General features: G+C 69.7%; 13 protein-coding genes and 1 pseudogene. 5 read left to right on the top strand and 9 right to left on the bottom strand.

What is annotated here, in order from left to right; genetic code table 11:
- Nucleotides 1-9: 9 nt before the first annotated feature.
- From DIE06_RS03920 to DIE06_RS03905, 4 genes are all read right to left on the bottom strand, one after another.
- The gene (locus tag DIE06_RS03920; protein WP_124660219.1) at nucleotides 10-2,310 is read right to left on the bottom strand and encodes an ATP-dependent DNA helicase; all 2,301 of its coding nucleotides are present in this window, start codon (nucleotides 2,308-2,310) and stop codon (nucleotides 10-12) included.
- Nucleotides 2,307-3,995 (bottom strand): VRR-NUC domain-containing protein, encoded by a 1,689-nt coding sequence (locus DIE06_RS03915; protein WP_124660218.1) that lies wholly within the window; start codon nucleotides 3,993-3,995, stop codon nucleotides 2,307-2,309. The genes DIE06_RS03920 and DIE06_RS03915 overlap by 4 nt, the downstream gene beginning before the upstream one ends.
- Nucleotides 3,996-4,101: 106 nt before the next feature.
- On the bottom strand, nucleotides 4,102-4,980 hold the full coding sequence (locus tag DIE06_RS03910) for a MipA/OmpV family protein (RefSeq protein ID WP_124660217.1): 879 nt from the start codon (nucleotides 4,978-4,980) through the stop codon (nucleotides 4,102-4,104).
- 207 nt (nucleotides 4,981-5,187) lie between these two features.
- Nucleotides 5,188-5,499, bottom strand: a complete 312-nt coding sequence (locus DIE06_RS03905) for a hypothetical protein (protein ID WP_044843100.1) — start codon at nucleotides 5,497-5,499, stop codon at nucleotides 5,188-5,190.
- A gap of 529 nt (nucleotides 5,500-6,028) precedes the next feature.
- Between DIE06_RS03905 and DIE06_RS03900 the strand changes: the two genes are divergently transcribed.
- The 3 genes from DIE06_RS03900 (at nucleotide 6,029) to DIE06_RS03890 (ending at nucleotide 7,618) form a co-directional block, all read left to right on the top strand.
- A complete protein-coding gene (locus DIE06_RS03900; protein WP_124660216.1) occupies nucleotides 6,029-6,277 on the top strand; it encodes a hypothetical protein in 249 nt (82 codons plus the stop codon).
- A gap of 341 nt (nucleotides 6,278-6,618) precedes the next feature.
- A complete protein-coding gene (locus DIE06_RS03895; RefSeq protein WP_124660215.1) occupies nucleotides 6,619-7,050 on the top strand; it encodes a CBS domain-containing protein in 432 nt (143 codons plus the stop codon).
- Between the two features lie 67 nt (nucleotides 7,051-7,117).
- Entirely contained in the window at nucleotides 7,118-7,618 is a 501-nt protein-coding gene (locus DIE06_RS03890) for a PRC-barrel domain-containing protein (RefSeq protein WP_124660214.1), read from the top strand.
- A 25-nt stretch (nucleotides 7,619-7,643) separates the two neighbouring features.
- Here the strand turns inward: DIE06_RS03890 and DIE06_RS03885 are convergent, their stop codons facing one another.
- Both DIE06_RS03885 and DIE06_RS03880 read right to left on the bottom strand, forming a co-directional pair.
- Nucleotides 7,644-8,273: a DUF4142 domain-containing protein gene (locus DIE06_RS03885; protein WP_124660213.1), complete on the bottom strand. Its 630-nt coding sequence runs from the start codon at nucleotides 8,271-8,273 to the stop codon at nucleotides 7,644-7,646.
- A gap of 295 nt (nucleotides 8,274-8,568) precedes the next feature.
- A complete protein-coding gene (locus tag DIE06_RS03880; RefSeq protein WP_124660212.1) occupies nucleotides 8,569-10,536 on the bottom strand; it encodes an ATP-binding protein in 1,968 nt (655 codons plus the stop codon).
- 349 nt (nucleotides 10,537-10,885) lie between these two features.
- Between DIE06_RS03880 and DIE06_RS03875 the strand changes: the two are divergent.
- A pseudogene (locus tag DIE06_RS03875) lies at nucleotides 10,886-11,928 on the top strand (sigma-54 interaction domain-containing protein).
- A 53-nt stretch (nucleotides 11,929-11,981) separates the two neighbouring features.
- Here the strand turns inward: DIE06_RS03875 and DIE06_RS03870 are convergent.
- On the bottom strand, nucleotides 11,982-13,781 hold the full coding sequence (locus DIE06_RS03870; protein ID WP_124660211.1) for a methyl-accepting chemotaxis protein: 1,800 nt from the start codon (nucleotides 13,779-13,781) through the stop codon (nucleotides 11,982-11,984).
- A 239-nt stretch (nucleotides 13,782-14,020) separates the two neighbouring features.
- Nucleotides 14,021-14,275 carry a DUF3562 domain-containing protein gene (locus tag DIE06_RS03865; protein WP_124660210.1) on the bottom strand — a complete coding sequence of 85 codons (255 nt, stop codon included), beginning with the start codon at nucleotides 14,273-14,275 and terminating at the stop codon, nucleotides 14,021-14,023.
- A gap of 583 nt (nucleotides 14,276-14,858) precedes the next feature.
- Here DIE06_RS03865 and DIE06_RS03860 point away from each other — a divergent pair.
- A complete protein-coding gene (locus DIE06_RS03860; RefSeq protein WP_124660209.1) occupies nucleotides 14,859-15,269 on the top strand; it encodes a hypothetical protein in 411 nt (136 codons plus the stop codon).
- A gap of 516 nt (nucleotides 15,270-15,785) precedes the next feature.
- On the opposite strand, the gene DIE06_RS03855 is transcribed toward DIE06_RS03860, so the two are convergent.
- Nucleotides 15,786-16,721, bottom strand: coding sequence for a universal stress protein (locus DIE06_RS03855; RefSeq protein ID WP_124660208.1), 936 nt, complete (start codon nucleotides 16,719-16,721; stop codon nucleotides 15,786-15,788).
- Nucleotides 16,722-16,729 lie beyond the last annotated feature (8 nt).

Raw genomic sequence — 16,729 nt, 5'->3', positions numbered from 1 at the left:
ACATCACCCTCACCCGATCCGCCACCACCGCGGCAACAGATCGCGCACCTCGCGCCGCCGGTAACGATCGTCGATCAGATGCACGACACCCTCGTCGTGTTCGGTGCGGATCACGCGCCCGGCCGCCTGCACGACTTTCTGCAAGCCGGGGTACAGATACATGTAGTCGTACCCGTTGCCGAAACGCGCATCCATCGCGCGCCGCATCTGTTCGTTGACGTCGTTGACCTGCGGCAGCCCGAGCGTCGCGATGAACGCACCGATCAGCCGCTCGCCGACCAGGTCCACGCCTTCCGAAAACGCACCGCCCAGCACCGCGAAGCCGACCCCGCGCCCGCCCGCGTCGAAGCGCGCGAGAAACGCGTCGCGCTCGCTTTCGGCCATGCCGGGCGCCTGGGCCCACACGGGCACGTCCGGGTGGCGAGCCCGCATCAGCGCGACGACGCGCCCGAGATAGTCGAAGCTGCTGAGGAAACCGAGGTAGTTGCCGGGCCGCGTCGCATACTGCGCGGCGATCAGGTCCACGATCGGTTCGAGCGAACGGTCACGGTCGCGCCAGCGCGTCGACACGTGGCTCGCGACGCGCACGGTCAATTGCTCGGCGCGGAACGGCCCGTCGACGTCGAGCCAGCCGGTATCGGCCGGCAACCCGAGCGTGTCGCGATAGAAATGAAACGGACTCAGCGTGCCGGAAAACAGCACGGTCGCGCGCGCGGCTTCGTAGCGCGGCGCGAGAAAACCGGCCGGAATCACGTTGCGCACGCACAGCGTCGACTGGATGCGGCGCCTGCGCGCTGCCGGCGCGACGCCGTCGAGCCCGGACTGGTGCGGCAGCGGCTCGCCGTGCAGCGTCGCGTCGAAGATCGACGCGCTGTCGAACGCGTCGGCGAGCACGCCGAACTGGATCGCCTCGAAATGAAAGCGCAACAGCGCGTCCCCATTCGCGCGCGGCGCATCGGTCAGGTGTTCGCCGATCGTCGCGACGAGGTTCTGCACCGCCGACACGATCGGCCCCGGAATCTCGGGGTACGCCGCATAGCGCTCGGCCTGGGCGCGATTGAGCGTGCCCCACGCGCGCGCGAGCCGGTCGAACGCCTTGCGCAGTGCCGCAGGCGCGGCCTCGCGCGCGGCCGCGAACGCGAACGGGTCGAGCGACGCGCTGTACATCTTGCGTGCACGATCGAGCAGGTTGTGCGCCTCGTCGACGAGCACGCCGACGCGCCACTGGTTCTGCTGCGCGAGCGTATGCAGCATCGCGCTGCCGTCGTAGTAGTAGTTGTAGTCGCCGATCACCATGTCCGACCAGCGCGCCAGCTCCTGCGCGAGGTAGTACGGACAGACACCGTGCGCGCGGGCCGCCTCGCGCACGGTGTCGCGATCGAGCAACCCCGCGCCGATCGCCGCGTCGCGCGCCGCCGGCAACCGGTCGTAGAAGCCTTGCGCAAGCGGGCACGATTCGCCGTGACACGCGCGGTCCGGATGCTCGCACGCCTTGTCGCGCGCGACGAGTTCCAGCACGCGCAGCGGCAGCGCCGCCGTGCCGGCACCGAGCGTGGTCGCGGCTTCCAGCGCGAGCGCGCGGCCGGGCGTCTTCGCGGTCAGGAAGAGCACGTGATCGAGCTCGCCCTCGCCGCACGCCTTCAGCAGCGGGAACACCGTGCCGAGCGTCTTGCCGATGCCGGTCGGCGCCTGCGCCATCAGGCAGCGCTCGTCGCGCGCCGCCCGATAGACGGACACGGCCAGCTCGCGTTGACCGCTGCGGAATTGCCCGTGCGGAAACGTCAGCGCACGCAGCGCCGCATCGCGGGCCGCGCGATGCGCGGTTTCGCGCTCGGCCCAGCCGACGAAGCACGCGCATTGCTCGGCGAAGAACGCGGCGAGCACGCTTGCGTTCAGCGTTTCCGTCAGCACGGTCTCGCGCTCGGACACGATGTCGAAATACACGAGCGCGACGTCGATTTCCGCGAGGCCGCGTGCATCGCACATCAGGTGCGCATAGACCTTCGCCTGCGCCCAGTGCAGCGCGCGATGATTGGCCGGCATCGCGTCGAGGCTGCCGCGGTAGGTCTTGATCTCCTCGAGCCGGTTCGCGACCGGATCGTAGCCATCCGCGCGCCCGCGCACGGTGAGCGTGCCCCACGTGCCGGTCAGCGCGATCTCGGTTTCGTAGCGCGCGCCGCGCTTCGACGTGACTGCGCCGTGACCGGCGATGCCTTCGAGCGCGGTCGGCGCGGGCGTGAAGCGCAGGTCGAGATCGCCGCGCCGCGCGGTGAACTCGCACATCGCCCGCACCGCCACGACGTAGCTCATGCGGACAGCCCCGCCGCTTCGGCCCGCTCGGCACCGGCCCATTCGACGTCGACGACACGCACCGGAATGCCGTGCGCGACGCAGTACGCGAGCCAGCGCGTCTGGTTGTCCTGCAGCCGGTCGCCGGGGCCCTTCACCTCGATCAGTTCATAGCGCCGCTCGCCGGGCCAGAAACGGACGAGATCGGGCAGCCCCGAGCGGTTGCCGCGGATATCCGCCAGCAGGCGCGTGAACCACAGCCGCAGGTGCGCGGGCGGCAGGCATGCCAGCGCCTCGTCGAGCAGTTCGTCGGTCAGCACGCCCCAGAACACGAACGGCGACTGCAGCCCCAGCTTCGTCGCGTAGTGCCGGCGGATCGTGTCGCGGTATGCGCCCGAGTCGAGCTGCGCGAAGCAGGCAGCGAACGCGTCCGCGCGGCGCAGCGCGAAATCGGGCGCATGCAGGTCGGCCGGGCCGCGCTGGAACGGGTGAAAGAACGCGCCGGGCACGGCCGCGAACACGGGCTCCCAGCACAGCAGCCCGAACAGCGAATTGATCAGCGTGTTCTCGACGTAGTGAACCGGCGCGGCGGGTTGGGCAAGATGGTCGCGCACCGCGTATTCGACGCTGACGAACGCTTCGGGGCGCACCAGCACGAGCGTTTCGCGCGGCACGTCGGGCGCGCTGCCCGCGCGTTCGACCCGTTGCCCGAGACGGCGCTGCAGGCGCGGCAGCATCCGCTCGACGCGCTGGCGCTCCTCGTCGCTTTCGAAGGCGCCGCGCGCATCGAGCGCCAGCGCGAGCGCGGCGTCGTCGCGTCCGCAGCGTTCGAGCACGCGAATGCGCCGGTGCCGGCTGCCCGGCCACGCGCTGCGCGCATACGCGTCGAGCGCGGCGGTCCAGTCGGCGCGGCGCTCGCAGGTCTGCCCGAGCGTGAACAGCAGCTTCGCGCGGCGCGTCGCGAGCCACGGCCGCGCGCAGCCGATCGCGTCGATCGCCTGCAGCAGGTCGTCGAACGGCTGGTCGTCGGGCCATGCATCGAGTGCTTCGCGGCAGGTCTGCAGCGCGAGATACGTATCGACGTCGTCGCGCCGCTGGAACGCGCGCGACGACGGCGCGAACGGCACGCTTTCGTACTGGAACACGCCGAGATCGGCGAGCACGAATTCGCTCCAGTCCTGATGAAGATTGCCGAAGAACATCAGCCGCAGCCGGTCGCACAGCGCGCCGACCGTCACGCGCAGCACGCGATCGTCGGCCTGCGCGCACCACGCGTCGAGCGGTTGCGCCACGTCGTGCGCGGGCCGCAGCCGTTCGAGCCAGTCGGGCTTGCGCTCGCCCGCGTGCGCGGCGAGCGACGGGAACACCTTCAGCAGGTCCGCCTTGGTCGACAACGCGAACAGCGCGTCGAGCGTGAGCGCGGGCGCCGGATCGACCCACCCGAGCGCGACGAGCGGTGCGGCCGCGTCGAGCGGGCAGCCGATTTCGTCGTATACGAGCTTGCTCGCGCGGAAGTCGGAGCCGCTGCGCATCAGCATTCGCACGAGCAACGCACGCGACGCTTTCGGCAGTTGCGCGAAATGTGCGAGAAATGCGTGTTCGCCCGCGTCGAGCAGGTCGTCGTAACGCTCGCCGAGCCAGGCCAGCGCGCGTTCGAAATTGGTCAGGTAGTAAAACGCCGGGGGCGTCGGCGATGCAGGCGTCACGGGGATCGATCACTGTACGTTTGTACAGGTCGGAATCATATCAAATGTGACGAAACATGCCGCATGCCGCGCCCACCCCGTGGACGTCCCGCCGGTGCCGATCCGGTCAGAACTGGTAATTCACCGACATGTCGAACACGCCGTTCGTCGACTGCTGCGTGATCGGGCTGCGCCTTGCGCGGCCGACGAGCTGTTCGATCGCGCCGTCCATCGTCACGAACCAGTGCTTGTTGACGAACCAGACCATCGTCACGCCGGCGCCGAACGACTTCATCCCCGCGCCCGACGAATAGGCGGGCAGCCCCGAACGCGCGGACGCTCCCGGGTTCACGCCGAACCAGCTGTTCATGTAGCGCGAATCGGCGAACGACACGGTCGGCCCGGCGAACCAGAAGAAGTGTTCGTTGCTGCCCGGCATCGGCATGTACGCGGAGAAATCGCCGACCCAGCCGTTCGAGCCGCCGATGCTGCGCCGCACATCCGCGCGCAGCACGAGCGGGAAATCCTTCGAGATCACGTAGTCGGCCGCGAGCTTCATCACCGGCGCCGCATTGATGTTGTCGAGCCCGTTCAGGTGGTCGAGGTCGTCGGCCGAGCGGCGTCCGAGGTCATAGCCGACCGACAGGCTCATGCGCCAGTTGGGCCCGCGCAGCACGTTCGCGCCGAGCCCCTCGCCCGTCGACAGGAAGAACAGGTCGCGATAGCGCACGTCGAAGTTCGGGCCGCCCATCACGCGATAGCGGTCGGAGCCCGCGTAGCGCGGCTGCAGCGTCATCGCGGCGCCGACGCTGACCTGCCACGTGGGGACGGTCGGACTGAACAGCTTCTGCAGCGGGACGCCCGCCGAGTATTGCCATTCGCCGAGCGGCGAAGGCGTCTGCGCCGACGCGTCGCGGGCACCGGCCGCCGCCAGCGCGGCGAAGGCCGACAGGCCGGACACGAACCGGCGAGTGCCGGGTGACAACAACGGGCGGGCAACGGTCATCAAGGCGGTCTCCGTCGGTTGCACGAAACGAACCTGAGGGAAAGCGCGTCGCAGCCTGATCGGCTGCAACGGCGGGCAGCCGACGGCGCGAACGTAGCGTGCGCTGAATTGTGAACATCCTACGCCGGCGCACGCGAAGCCGCAAAGCGCCCGTTGAGCACGGGCACTTTGCCACATTCCGGCATGAACCGGCGCAGGGTTGCGGAATCAGAAACGCTCGACGTGATAGTCGCCCGCGAGCGCGGCCGGGCTGCGCTTCGCCATCATGCGCGAGAAGCCGTCCGCGAGACGTCCGAGCGCGAGTTGCTTCTGGCTCGCGTCCCAGTGCGTGTAGGTGTCGTAGGCGGTGTCGTCGAACGACACGGTGACGGCGACCGGGCGGCCGCTCGCGCGAAAGCCGATATGCAGCACGCCGCCCGGCAACTCCTCGATGTGATACCGCAACGAACGCGACTCGAAATAGCGGCCCAGCACCTGAGCGATCGCGCGCTTGTCCGGCGATTGCACGTGAATGTCCATGATGGTCCTCCTTTCAGTGATCGCGCGGCCCGCCGCGGTTCGCTGCGCCCGCCCGGCATCCGCATCGGCGGCGGCCGCGACGGCGGATCGCCCTGCGGCAGGCCTGGGGGCACGGGCGGATCGACCGGATCGTCGTGGTCAGGCAGCGCCGGATCGGGATCGAAATCGGGCGTCGGTTCGGGACGGTGCAGCATGGATCGCATATTCATCGCACTCCTGCGCGGCGGCTCGCGCGTGTCGATTGGCGCGGCGAGCGCGCGCAAGCGACGTGCCTGCCCGGTGGGGCGACCGCGCATCCGGTCATGCGTCGAAACGTTCGCGCACCTGACTGAAATCGTCGCCGCACACGTTCGCGTCGTCACGTATCCTTTTCTTGGGTTCATTCATCACGCTGTCCTCTCGTCCACGCCGGCGGCTGGCGGGCCACGTGTCCGCCAGCCCGGCCGGCTCGACGGCTGCAGGCGTCATGCCGCCCGCGCTGCACGGGCATGGCGCTTGCGCCCGTCGTTACCTGTAAGGAGGTTCGATCATGACCGTATACGCCCCCGGTTGCCGTGATGCCGTGTCACCGGCTGCCGGCCTGCTCGTCCTCGCCGCGTCGCGCAAGCCGTCTGATGACAAGACGGAGGAGCGCATCGACGAAGGACTCGAGGAGACGTTCCCGGCCAGCGATCCGCCCGCCGTCGGCGGCGCGACCCGCATCGACCCCGCCAGGCCGTCCGGCGAACGCGAACGTCGCGCGCCCGACGCCCCGCCACCGCCCCGCGATCACGGCTGACGGCGGCACCCCGGCCCACGATGCGCGGCAGCGTAGCGTCGGGCCGGCACAACCGGAGTGAAGTGATGAAACGCATCGAACGTGCATGGCACGAAGTCAGCGGCGCCGCAGGCGTCGCGGCGCTGGCCGCAATCGAGAGCGCGCTGGTCCTGGCAATCGTCGTGATGACGGGCGTCGGCCACTGAGCGTTGCGCGCGACCGCGGCCGCGGTTGCCGCCGTGGAAGATGTACAAGCCGGCTGGCAAATTTCTCCGTGGCCCGGCCGCGCAAGCCCTCCGTGTGCCGATTGAACGCGGCACGCGTCCTGCTTCCACATCGTCTCCCTCACGAAGGAGGCGTTCATGTATCGCGTCAATGAAATCATGTCGCGCGACGTAGTGTGCGTCGCGCCGACCGACACGATTCGCCATGCGGCCGAATTGATGCAGCGCTTCGACATCGGCGTGCTGCCGGTGTGCGACGGCGCCGAGCTGGTCGCGATCGTGACCGACCGCGATCTCGCGGTGCGCGCGCTGTCGCACGGGCATGCGCCCGATACCCCCGTGAAGGTCGTCGCATCCGCGCCGGTGCAGTGGTGCGTGGAGGACGACGGCGTCGGCGACGTGCAGCAACGGATGGCCGACGTGCAGCTGCACCGGATGCCGGTGCTCGACGCCAACCGGCAGATCGTCGGCATGGTGTCGCTGGGCGACATCGCGACACGCGCGGGCGGCCCGGCACGCGACGAGCTGGCGAATACGCTCGAGGACGTGTCCCTGCCGCGCCGCCGCTGATCGGCCACGCTCACTCGTGCGGCCCGCGCGCCGTGTACGCCGCGCCGCCTCGACCAGGAGAACAGCGATGACAACGGACAGACCGTCGCGCACGCACGCGCGCATCGTCGGCGACCGCGGCCGTTCGGCTGGCGGGCCCGGGCCGGACGTGATGGCCGCCGGCACGCTGAAAGACGATCGCGTGCTGACGATCGACGGCGACGACATCGGCAAGATCACGAACATCATGCTCGACGTCCACTCGGGCCGGATCGCGTATGCGGTCGTGTCGTCGGGCGGGTTGCCCGGGATCGGCGACAAGCTGCTCGCGGTGCCGTGGAACGTGCTGACGCTCGATGCCGAGCGCCGCTGCTTCGTGCTGCCCGTTCCGACCGAGCGCGTGCGCGACGCGCCGGGCTTCGAGCAGGACCGCTGGCCGACGATGGCCGATCCCGCCTGGGCCGAGGGGCTGCACGCGTACTACAGTGCATCGCCGTACTGGTTGATCGAGGAAGGCGAAACGGCGCTCGACGCGCCGCCCTACGAGGCGTCGCCGGGCGGCCCGGAAAGCGGCACGCGGCCGCGCTGACGGACCTGCGGGTTCGCCGTGCGGATCAGCGCGCGGCCGCGATCGAACGCTCGAGCTTGCGCGCGGCGCCCAGGTGCGCCTTCAGCGTCGGCAGCGTGTCCGCCGCGAACGCGCGAAGCTGCGGATCGTGGCCGTCGCGCGCTTCGGCTTCGTAGAGCCGGATCGCCGCCTCGTGCGCGTTCGGTCCCGCCAGCTCGATGTACCCCTTGTCGAAGGCACGGCCATTCATGCTTCGCAGCGTCGTCACCGCCGGGTCGACGAGCATGCGCGCCTGCACGGGCAAGCCCTTTTGCGCGCCGAGCCGGCGCAACTCCGCGGTCATGCGAACGTGATCGTCGACCATCCGGCGTGCGAAGGCCTTCACGTCCGGATTCGACGACCGATCGAGCGCGAGCTGGCTCGCCTGCAGCTCCGTCTTGCAGACGATGCCGGCCTTGTCGACGAATTCCGCGTCGATGCCGCTCGGCCGTCGCGCCATGTCCGCCTCGTCGGCAGTCTGGCCGGGACGGACGACGCCCGGCGCGACATGAACGGACGATGCCGGCGGCGCCTGCGCATGCGCCGGCGCGAATGCCGGCACGCCGAACACCGCGAGCATGCCCGATACCAGCATGGACGCGGCGGATCTGCGCGGGTGCCTGTCGTTCGTTTTCATCCTGACCTCCGTATCGGTCGACCGATCGGCCCGACGCTTGCCCGCGCATCACGTGACTTCCAGCGGATCCGCGGCCTGTCGCGCACGCCGTACGCACCGTCGACGTCCTGCACGACCGAAATCGCGCTCGCGCGTTGCCGCTCGTCGGGAACGCTGTCCGTCAACCCGGCCACCCGGCCACCCGGCCATGCGGCCATGCGGCCGTGAGCCTGCACGTCGATGTCGCTGAAGTCGCGATGGGTGTTGTCCGATCCTTCATCGTGCCGCCTGGTGGCGTTGCGGAGGCCGCCGGGCGTCAGCGGTGCCCTCCGGCGGGCGACACGTCGACGATCACGCCGGCCAGCGTCGGCATGTCGACCGGCTTGCACAGATACGCGTCGAAGCCGGCGGCCATCACGCGGTTCCGGTCCGCCGTACCCGCATGCGCGGTCACCGCGACGACGGGCAGATGCCCGGCGCCGTCCGGCAAATGGCGGATGTGGTCGAGCAGCCAGAAGCCGTCGCCGTCCGGCATCGCGAGATCGGACAGCACGACGCTCGGGTGCTGCCGCGCGACCACGTCGAGTGCGTCGTGCCCGGATTGCGCGGTCGACACCTGGGCGCCCAGCGTTTCGAGCGCCGCCGCGAGGCTCGCGCGCGACGTTGCATCGTCATCGACCACCAGCACGCGCTGACCATCGAGCGCGACCGCCGTCGACGCACCGCTCGGCCGTAACGGGTGACCGTTCAGATCGTCGGCGCCCCAGTCCACCGGCAGCATCACGGTCACGGTCGTGCCGCGCCCTGCACCCGCGCTCGCCGCCGTGACCTCGCCGCCGTGCAGCCGTGCGATGTTGCGCACGATCGACAGGCCGAGCCCCAGGCCGCGCTTCGGCGACGCGGATGCGCCTTCCGGCCCGTTGAACGTATCGAACAGATGCGGCAGGTGGTCCGCGGAAATGCCTTGGCCCGTATCGGCGACCGACAGCCGCACGCGCGCGCCGGCCCGGGTCAGCGACACCTTGATGCGGCCGCCCGGCGGCGTGAACTTGATCGCGTTCGACAGCAGGTTCGACAGCACCTGGCGCACGCGCTCGCCGTCCGCGGAGATCACGCAGTTGGACATCGCGCACTCGGTCGACAGTTCGAGACCGTTCGCCTCCGCGGTCGTACCGAGGCCGCGCACCGCTTCGTGCACGACGCGCACGAGATCGACGGGCGCGCGCTCGAGCCGCATCCGGCCCGTCGCGAGCGACGAGGCGTCGAGCAAGTCGCCGACCATCCGCGACAGCGACCGCGCGCTGCGATCGATCGCATCGAGCGCCTGGTGAGCGAAGCCCTGGCCGTCGGCGCTGCGCAGCACCTCGACCCAGCCGTAGATCACGTTCAGCGGCGTGCGCAGTTCATGCGATACGGTGGCCAGCAATTCGTCCTTCAGCCTGTTCGACTCGTCGGCCTGCACGCGAGCGTCGCGGGCGCCGCGCAATGAACGCAGGTCGCGCCGCTCGTCGCGGCGGCGCTCGTGCGCCTCGCGCAGCGTCAGCGACAGGCCGGTGCAGGTGCCCTGCGCGTCGACGATCGGTGCCGCCGCGAAGGTCGCGCGAAAGCGGCCGCCGTCGTGGCGCAGGCACAGGATGTCGAGCGGGCCGGCTGGCGCGCGCGCGTTCGCGAACGACGCGGGAACCGGATGCAAGCGCAGCCAGCGCGGCGCGATCAGCGTCGTGACGTCGTGCCCGATCACCGCCGCCGCGTCGACGCCGAACAGGCGCCGCGCAGCCGGGTTCCAGCTCGTGATCCGCCGGACGGCATCGACGCCGATGATCGCGTCGGGCGATGCATCGACCACGCGGCGCAGCAGGATGTCGTCGAGCGAGCGCGCCGCGGGCGCCGGTTCGCGGTGCGGCGGGCGTGCGTCTTCTTCTTCGGCATCTTCTGCCCCGCGCAGCCGATCGCTTGCGAGCAGCGGCTTGACGGCCATCACGAGCACGCACTCGACGAAACTGATCGCGACGAAGGCGCCGGCCTGGGCGAGCAGCGCGGGCAGCGGCACATCGCGCCACCACAACGCACCGATCACGGCCACGCTCGCGGCGGTCGCGGCCAGGCCGCCGCCGAACGACGTCAGCCAGGCTGCAGCCGCGACGGCGGCGTAGAAAGGCAGCGGCGCAAACGGAGCATGCATGCCGACGAGGTGAATCGCCCACGCCTGCAGCGCGGACGCCACCCCGACGGCCAGCACGACCCATGCGCCCTGCCGGAACAGCTCATGGGTAAAGGTCCTCATCGTTTCCCTGCATCGCCCCGGCGACCGTCGCTTGACGGCATGCCGTCAAACGGACCGGGCGAGCCTATGAGGCTCCGCAACGCGCGTACCCGCGGCGTGGCGTCCGGCGACGTCGCGGCGCAGCCCGCGGCACGCGGCGCCGCGTGGCGTTGCTCGGCCTCCCTGTCACGTTTGCGCGGAGCGCGCTTGGCGCCGAGTTTCGATTTTTCATACACCGGCTGTAAAAAGGCATCGGCAGCCGGTATCGGCTGCCGCATATCGGTATCGTGCCCCACCAATCGCCTGTTTCTTCGAGCAGCGCACCGGGCATTGGAAATTTCTATATTCCGGCACCTTCCGTGCGGTTTCGCTGTCGATATAAATATTGCAATGAAGGGAATGCGCGATGCCGATTTTCAAAACGGCTCGCTGACACCTATGACTGAATCCGCAAACCGTCCGAAGCAACGCGCCGACGCGCGCCGGCTGTCCGGCCGCTCCACGGCGATGCGCTCGCTGCTCGGCCGTATCGAGAAAATCGCTCCGACCCGCGCCAGCGTGATGATTGCCGGCGAAAGCGGGGTCGGCAAGGATATCGTCGCGCGCCGGCTGCACGACCTCAGCGCGCGATGCGACGGGCCGTTCGTGCCGGTCAATTGCGGCGCGATTCCGGCGGACATCGCCGAAGCGCAATTGTTCGGTCACGAGAAAGGGAGCTTCACCGGCGCGGTCGCGCAACGCGAGGGATTCTTCGAAGCCGCGTGCGGCGGCACGCTGCTGCTCGACGAGATCGCGGAGATGCCCGCGTCGTTGCAGGTGAAGCTGCTACGCGCGCTCGAATCGAACGCGATCGTGCGGGTCGGCGGCACCGAGTCGATTCCGCTCGACGTGCGTATTCTGTCGGCGACCCGCCACAATCCGGCCGAAGCCGTGCGCGACGGCCGGCTGCGCGAGGATCTGTTCTACCGTCTCGCCGCGTTCGCGCTGTATGTGCCGCCGCTGCGCCAGCGCAACGGCGACGTCGAGGCGATCGCGCATGAGTTCGTCGATACGCTCAACGCGCGGCACCGCTCGCACAAGCGGCTGACCGACGCGGCGATCGCCGCGCTGCGCGCGTATTCGTGGCCCGGCAACGTGCGCGAACTGCACAACACGATCGAGCGCGCGTACATCCTCGCGGACGACGGCATCGACGTCGCGCTGCCGAAGCCGGCGATGCCGCCCGACCACACGTCGGACGACGCGATGGCGCTGCCGCTCGGTGCGACACTGCACCACGCGCAGCAGCGCTTCATCGCGGCGACGCTGCAGCACTTCGACGGCAACAAGCCGCAGGCCGCGAAGGCGCTCGGCATCAGCCTGAAGACGCTCTACAACCGGCTTGCGCTGATGCGCGACGGCGACCGCGCCTGAGCGTCGCCGCGCGCGTCGCGCGTCGCGGCCCGGTCTGCGTCAACCGACGCGGGTCATGCGACCTTGAACTGCCCGACCGTCGTCGCGAGCGCGTTCGCCTGCGTCTGCAGCGCGGTCGCGGCCGCGGTCGACTGTTCGACGAGCGCCGCGTTCTGCTGCACCATTTCGTCGAGCTGGGTGACCGCGCGGTTCACTTCCTGGATGCCGCGCGTCTGCTCGTTCGCCGCGTGCGTGATCTCGGAGATGATCGTCGTCACGTTGGCGACGTTCGACACGATCTCGCGCATCGTATCGCCCGCCTGGCGCACCTGCCCCGACCCCGCCGACACGCTTGCCACCGTCGATTCGACCAGCACCTTCACTTCACGTGCAGCCTGCGCGCTGCGTTGCGCGAGACTGCGCACTTCCTGCGCGACGACTGCGAAACCGCGACCCTGCTCACCGGCACGCGCCGCTTCGACGGCTGCGTTCAGCGCGAGGATGTTGGTCTGGAACGCGATCCCGTCGATCACGCCGATGATGTCGCCGATCCGGCCCGACGCTTCCTCGATCTTCCCCATCGTCGACACGACGTCCGATACGACCACGCCGCCGTGCGATGCGATCCGCGATGCCGCGGCCGCGCGTTCGTCGGCCTGGCCGGCAGCGGCTGCCGACTGGCCGACCGTCGCGGTGATCTCTTCCATCGATGCCGCCGTTTGCTCGAGGCTCGCCGCCGCCGATTCGGTGCGCGACGACAGGTCCTGGTTGCCTGCGGCGATTTCGTTCGCGGCCGTGCGCACCGATTCGCTCGCGTCGCGGATCTGCCGCATCACGTCGTTCAGCTTGTCGACGAAGCTGTTGAACGAGCGGGCGATATCGGCCACCTCGTCACGGCCGTCGGCCGGCAAGCGCTGCGTCAGGTCGCCCGTGCCCGAGCCGATCGACGCCATCGCCTGGCGCACTTGCGACAGGCGGCGGAACGCGGTCGTGGTGATCGCGCCGACGATCAGCGACGCGACGCCGACGATCATCACCAGCGTGATCAGCGACGCGGTCAGCAGCGAGCGCATCCCGGCCGTCGCTTCCGATTTGTCGAGCAGGACCAGCGCGTACCAGTCGGTGCCCGGCACGGCCTGCGCGCGCGCGAGCTTCGCGTCGCCGCCGACGTGCACTTCGACCGGCACGACGGCCGCGGCCAGCGACGCGGCGCTCATGCCGCCGAGGTCGGGCGACACGTCGGCGACCGGCTTCAGCGTGAGCTTCGCGTCAGGATGCGCGACGACGTGGCCGCTGCTGTCGATCAACATCCCGAAGCTCGCGGGCGTCGGGTGGATCGACTTCACGTTCGCGATCACGCTGTCCATCGCGACGTCGGCTGCGACGACGCCCTTCAGCGCACCGTCGCGCAGGATCGGCACCGCGAACGTGACGACCAGGTTGCCGGTGCCCGCATCGACATACGGCGGCGTGACCACCGGCTTGCCGGCCTGTGCGGCCTGCTTGTACCACGGACGGCCGGTCGGGTCGTAGTCGGGCGGGATGCCGGTCGGGTCGGAGAAACGGAACACCTTGTCCGCATATCCCGCATAGACGTTCGTGAAACCGCCGGCCGCGGCCATCTGCTTGAACACCGGCAGCGGATCGGGCGACAGCGCGGCGTCCTGCAGCGACGCGATCATCCGGCTCCGGGTCGCGACCCAGTCGCCGATGCCGACCACGTGGCCGCTGGCGACGGATGTCAGGTTGCGGTCGATCGCGTCGTCGTTGTACGCATGCGCGATGAAGTAGTTGATCAGCGTGGTGGCGACGAGCGCGAATACGACGATGGCGACGCACGCGGCAAGAATGCGGGTGCGGATGGACGAAAGCATGGCAACGACTCGGTAAGGGAGCGCGAACGCCCGGTGGACGAATTCACCGGGTAAACGGCATCCGCGCCGCTTTCTTGAGGTCGTGGCGTTATTTCAATGAAACACATGATGAAAGACGCTATCGGCACGCGACCGCGTTTCGGCACGTGCGGCGGTTGCCCGCGCCGAATGCACGCGCATCGGTCGAAGGCCGGCCGCGGTCCGGGCGCACCAGTGGCGCTGGCCGCGGCGGACGGCCGTCAGAGACGGCGACCGGTGCCGGCATCAGGCTCCTTGTGCGGCGTACTGGCCGGCGTGTCGCGCTCGAGTTCGTCCTGTCTGCGCATCCGTTCGCGCAGGTGGCGGATCGCAAACACGTGGATGTAGTCGTGCACGCGGGCGTCGGACGACAACGCACGCACTTCGTCGTCGAGCATCGTGCGCAACTGGTCGGCGCCGATCGAGCGTTGTTCGGCGGCGGCCTTCAAGGAATCCAGCAAATTGTCCGGTGACATCGACGGCTCCTGACGGTCGAGGAACGAAAGGAAAAAATGACGCTACCTGAAGATTAGAGACTGGACGACCGCCCGGCGTGCGATGCGCCGAAGCGTGTTTGCGCAAGATCATCGGCACGTTGCGTGCCGCCGCGCCGATCCGTTGCGGAATCGGCCCACGCGCAGGATTCGCGGCGCCGATGGCCCGCGAACGACTGGAATGATTGCAACGCCCCCCGAGGCGTGGCACCGGCGTCGCGCGGACCATGAACCGTCGCACGACGCCGGTGCAATGGGGAAGTTAGACCGACCGGAATCCTGCGTCAAGTGATGCGCGCCGGCTGCAATTCGTCTGTTCGAATGCACTGGAGCGGGGCGCCCGGCATAGGGGCGCCCGGCATCGCGCGCGGCAGCCGATCGTCGTCCCGCATGTCAGCGGATTCCGATACCTCATACGCAATGTCTGACATCGACTTCAGCACGCGCCGATTGGCAGCGCGGTCTGCGCGGCGGATACTGACTTCACGAACGATGCGTTCATACCCGGTCATCGCTCAGCCGGCCATCGAGCCGGCGCGCGGGGTCGGGCGCAGGGAGACCAACCATGGCACATCGCAACTTCCCGGCGTGGGACGGACAGCGGCGCACGCGCACGCTGTCCGTGCCCGCCGTGCCGGCCGCGATCCGCCCGCCCGAGGATCTCGACGCGTTGCTCGCGCTCGCACGCGAATCGGGCTTGCTCGTCACGCTCGACGGGCAGATCGGCCGCGAGAAATACCAGAGCGTCGCGGGGTCGGTGCTCGCGCTGCAGCGGTTCGCCGCTGCCCTCTGCGCGCGGGCCGGTGCCGACGCGCAAGTCGCCGTGAGGCTGCGCCGCAAGACGCGCCCCGGCTGGCCGCGTCTGCGCAATCGCACGCCGGGCGGACGAGCCCGCCTGCATCGCGTGCGTCGCCGCGCACGCGCATGCCGCGGCGCCCACCGCCGGCACGACCTGCGAGCGCCTCGCGCCGCGTAAAGGCCTGAATGCAGCCGCCGCCGCACGCGGCCGCGTGATGGCTGCGACGGCTGCGTCACTCATCCGGCACCGGGCGCAGCGCCTGCCGCGATCCACGCCGATTCCGCGATCGCATGATCGCGTGGCGTCACGCGCCGCTCCACACGGCGACATCGACAAAGAAAATACCTGCGAGGAAAAGCGTCGACACGGGGCCAGGAAAGCGGACGGGGTGCGATGCACCCCGTCCGTTGTCCAAGGCAGCCGCCGGCTGCCTACCCTCGTGCCAGAGAGTTCTTGATCGGCCGATGCGCCGCGCGCTGCGCGGCATGGCTCCGGATATCGGTTGAACCGCAGCGGTATCGGACACGCGCCGGTTCGCGCGACTCCAGACCGGACGTGTCGAAGCGCGGCATCGCGTACGGACGACAGGCCATCCGCCGCACACGTAAGCCGCGTGACTGTCTCATGCAACGCGCACGGCGTTTCTGATGCAGGTCAACGAAACGCCGCTTCGCCCCCGTTACGGCGCGATCTTCACGCCGCGCCGCGCACGAGCAGCACCGGCACCTGGGCGAGATGCGCAACCCGACGCGCGACGCTGCCGATCAGCCAGGCCGCGATGCCGCGCCGGCCATGCGTGCCGACCACCAGCAGTTCCGCATGCCAGTGCACCGCGTCGCGCATCAGCGCATGGGCGACGTCATCGCTGGTCGGACGGGTTTCGACGATGCCGCGCTTGGTCGGGTTTCCCGTTGCATGGAACAGCGGGCCGATCCGCGCCAGCGCATCCTCGCCCTCCGCGCGGTACGCATCCTCGAGCGCGCGCACCGGCACGAGATCCGTCAGGCGAACCGCGCGATCGACGACATAGGCCGCATACAGCAGCGTCGTCGGCACCGCGAAGCCGAGCCCGACGCGCACCGCGTGCAGCGACGGCTCGCTGCCGTCGACCGCGAACATCAGGCGCTGCAGCGGCCCGTCCGCCGGCCGCTCGTAGTCGCCCGGCACGATCAGCAGCGCGCAGCGGGCGCGCGCGGCGAGCGTGTCGGACACCGCGCCCTCGACGAGCCGCAGCAGCCCATGGTGCGGATTGGCGCCGACCACGAGCACGTCGGCGCGCCATGCCGACGTGTCGTTCGCGAGTGCGTCGGCTACCGTCCCGCCCGTGAGCGACGTATCGATGATCACCTGCTCGATCGCCGCGCCGCAGCCGGCGAACAGTGCGGCGATGCGCTCGAGCGTCGCCTGTGCTTCGCGCGTCATTTCTTCGCGCGCCGAGGTCAGCAGCGCGTCGACACGCGGGATGTCGGGCAGCACGAGACGCGGATTGTCGATCGCGCAGACGATGCGCACCTGCATGCCGGGCCGCAGCAGCATGCGCGTGTAGCGCGCGGCGGACAGCGACTCCGGCGTCAGGTCGACGGCCAGCGAGATCCGCGCGAGCGGCGGGATGGTCGGGGTGGACTGCATGGCGAAGG

Source organism: Burkholderia sp. Bp8998 (assembly GCF_003854235.1).
Classification (GTDB): Bacteria; Pseudomonadota; Gammaproteobacteria; order Burkholderiales; family Burkholderiaceae; genus Burkholderia.
Note: the sequence above shows the minus strand (reverse complement) of the source record. Positions and strands in the feature narration are given on the sequence as shown.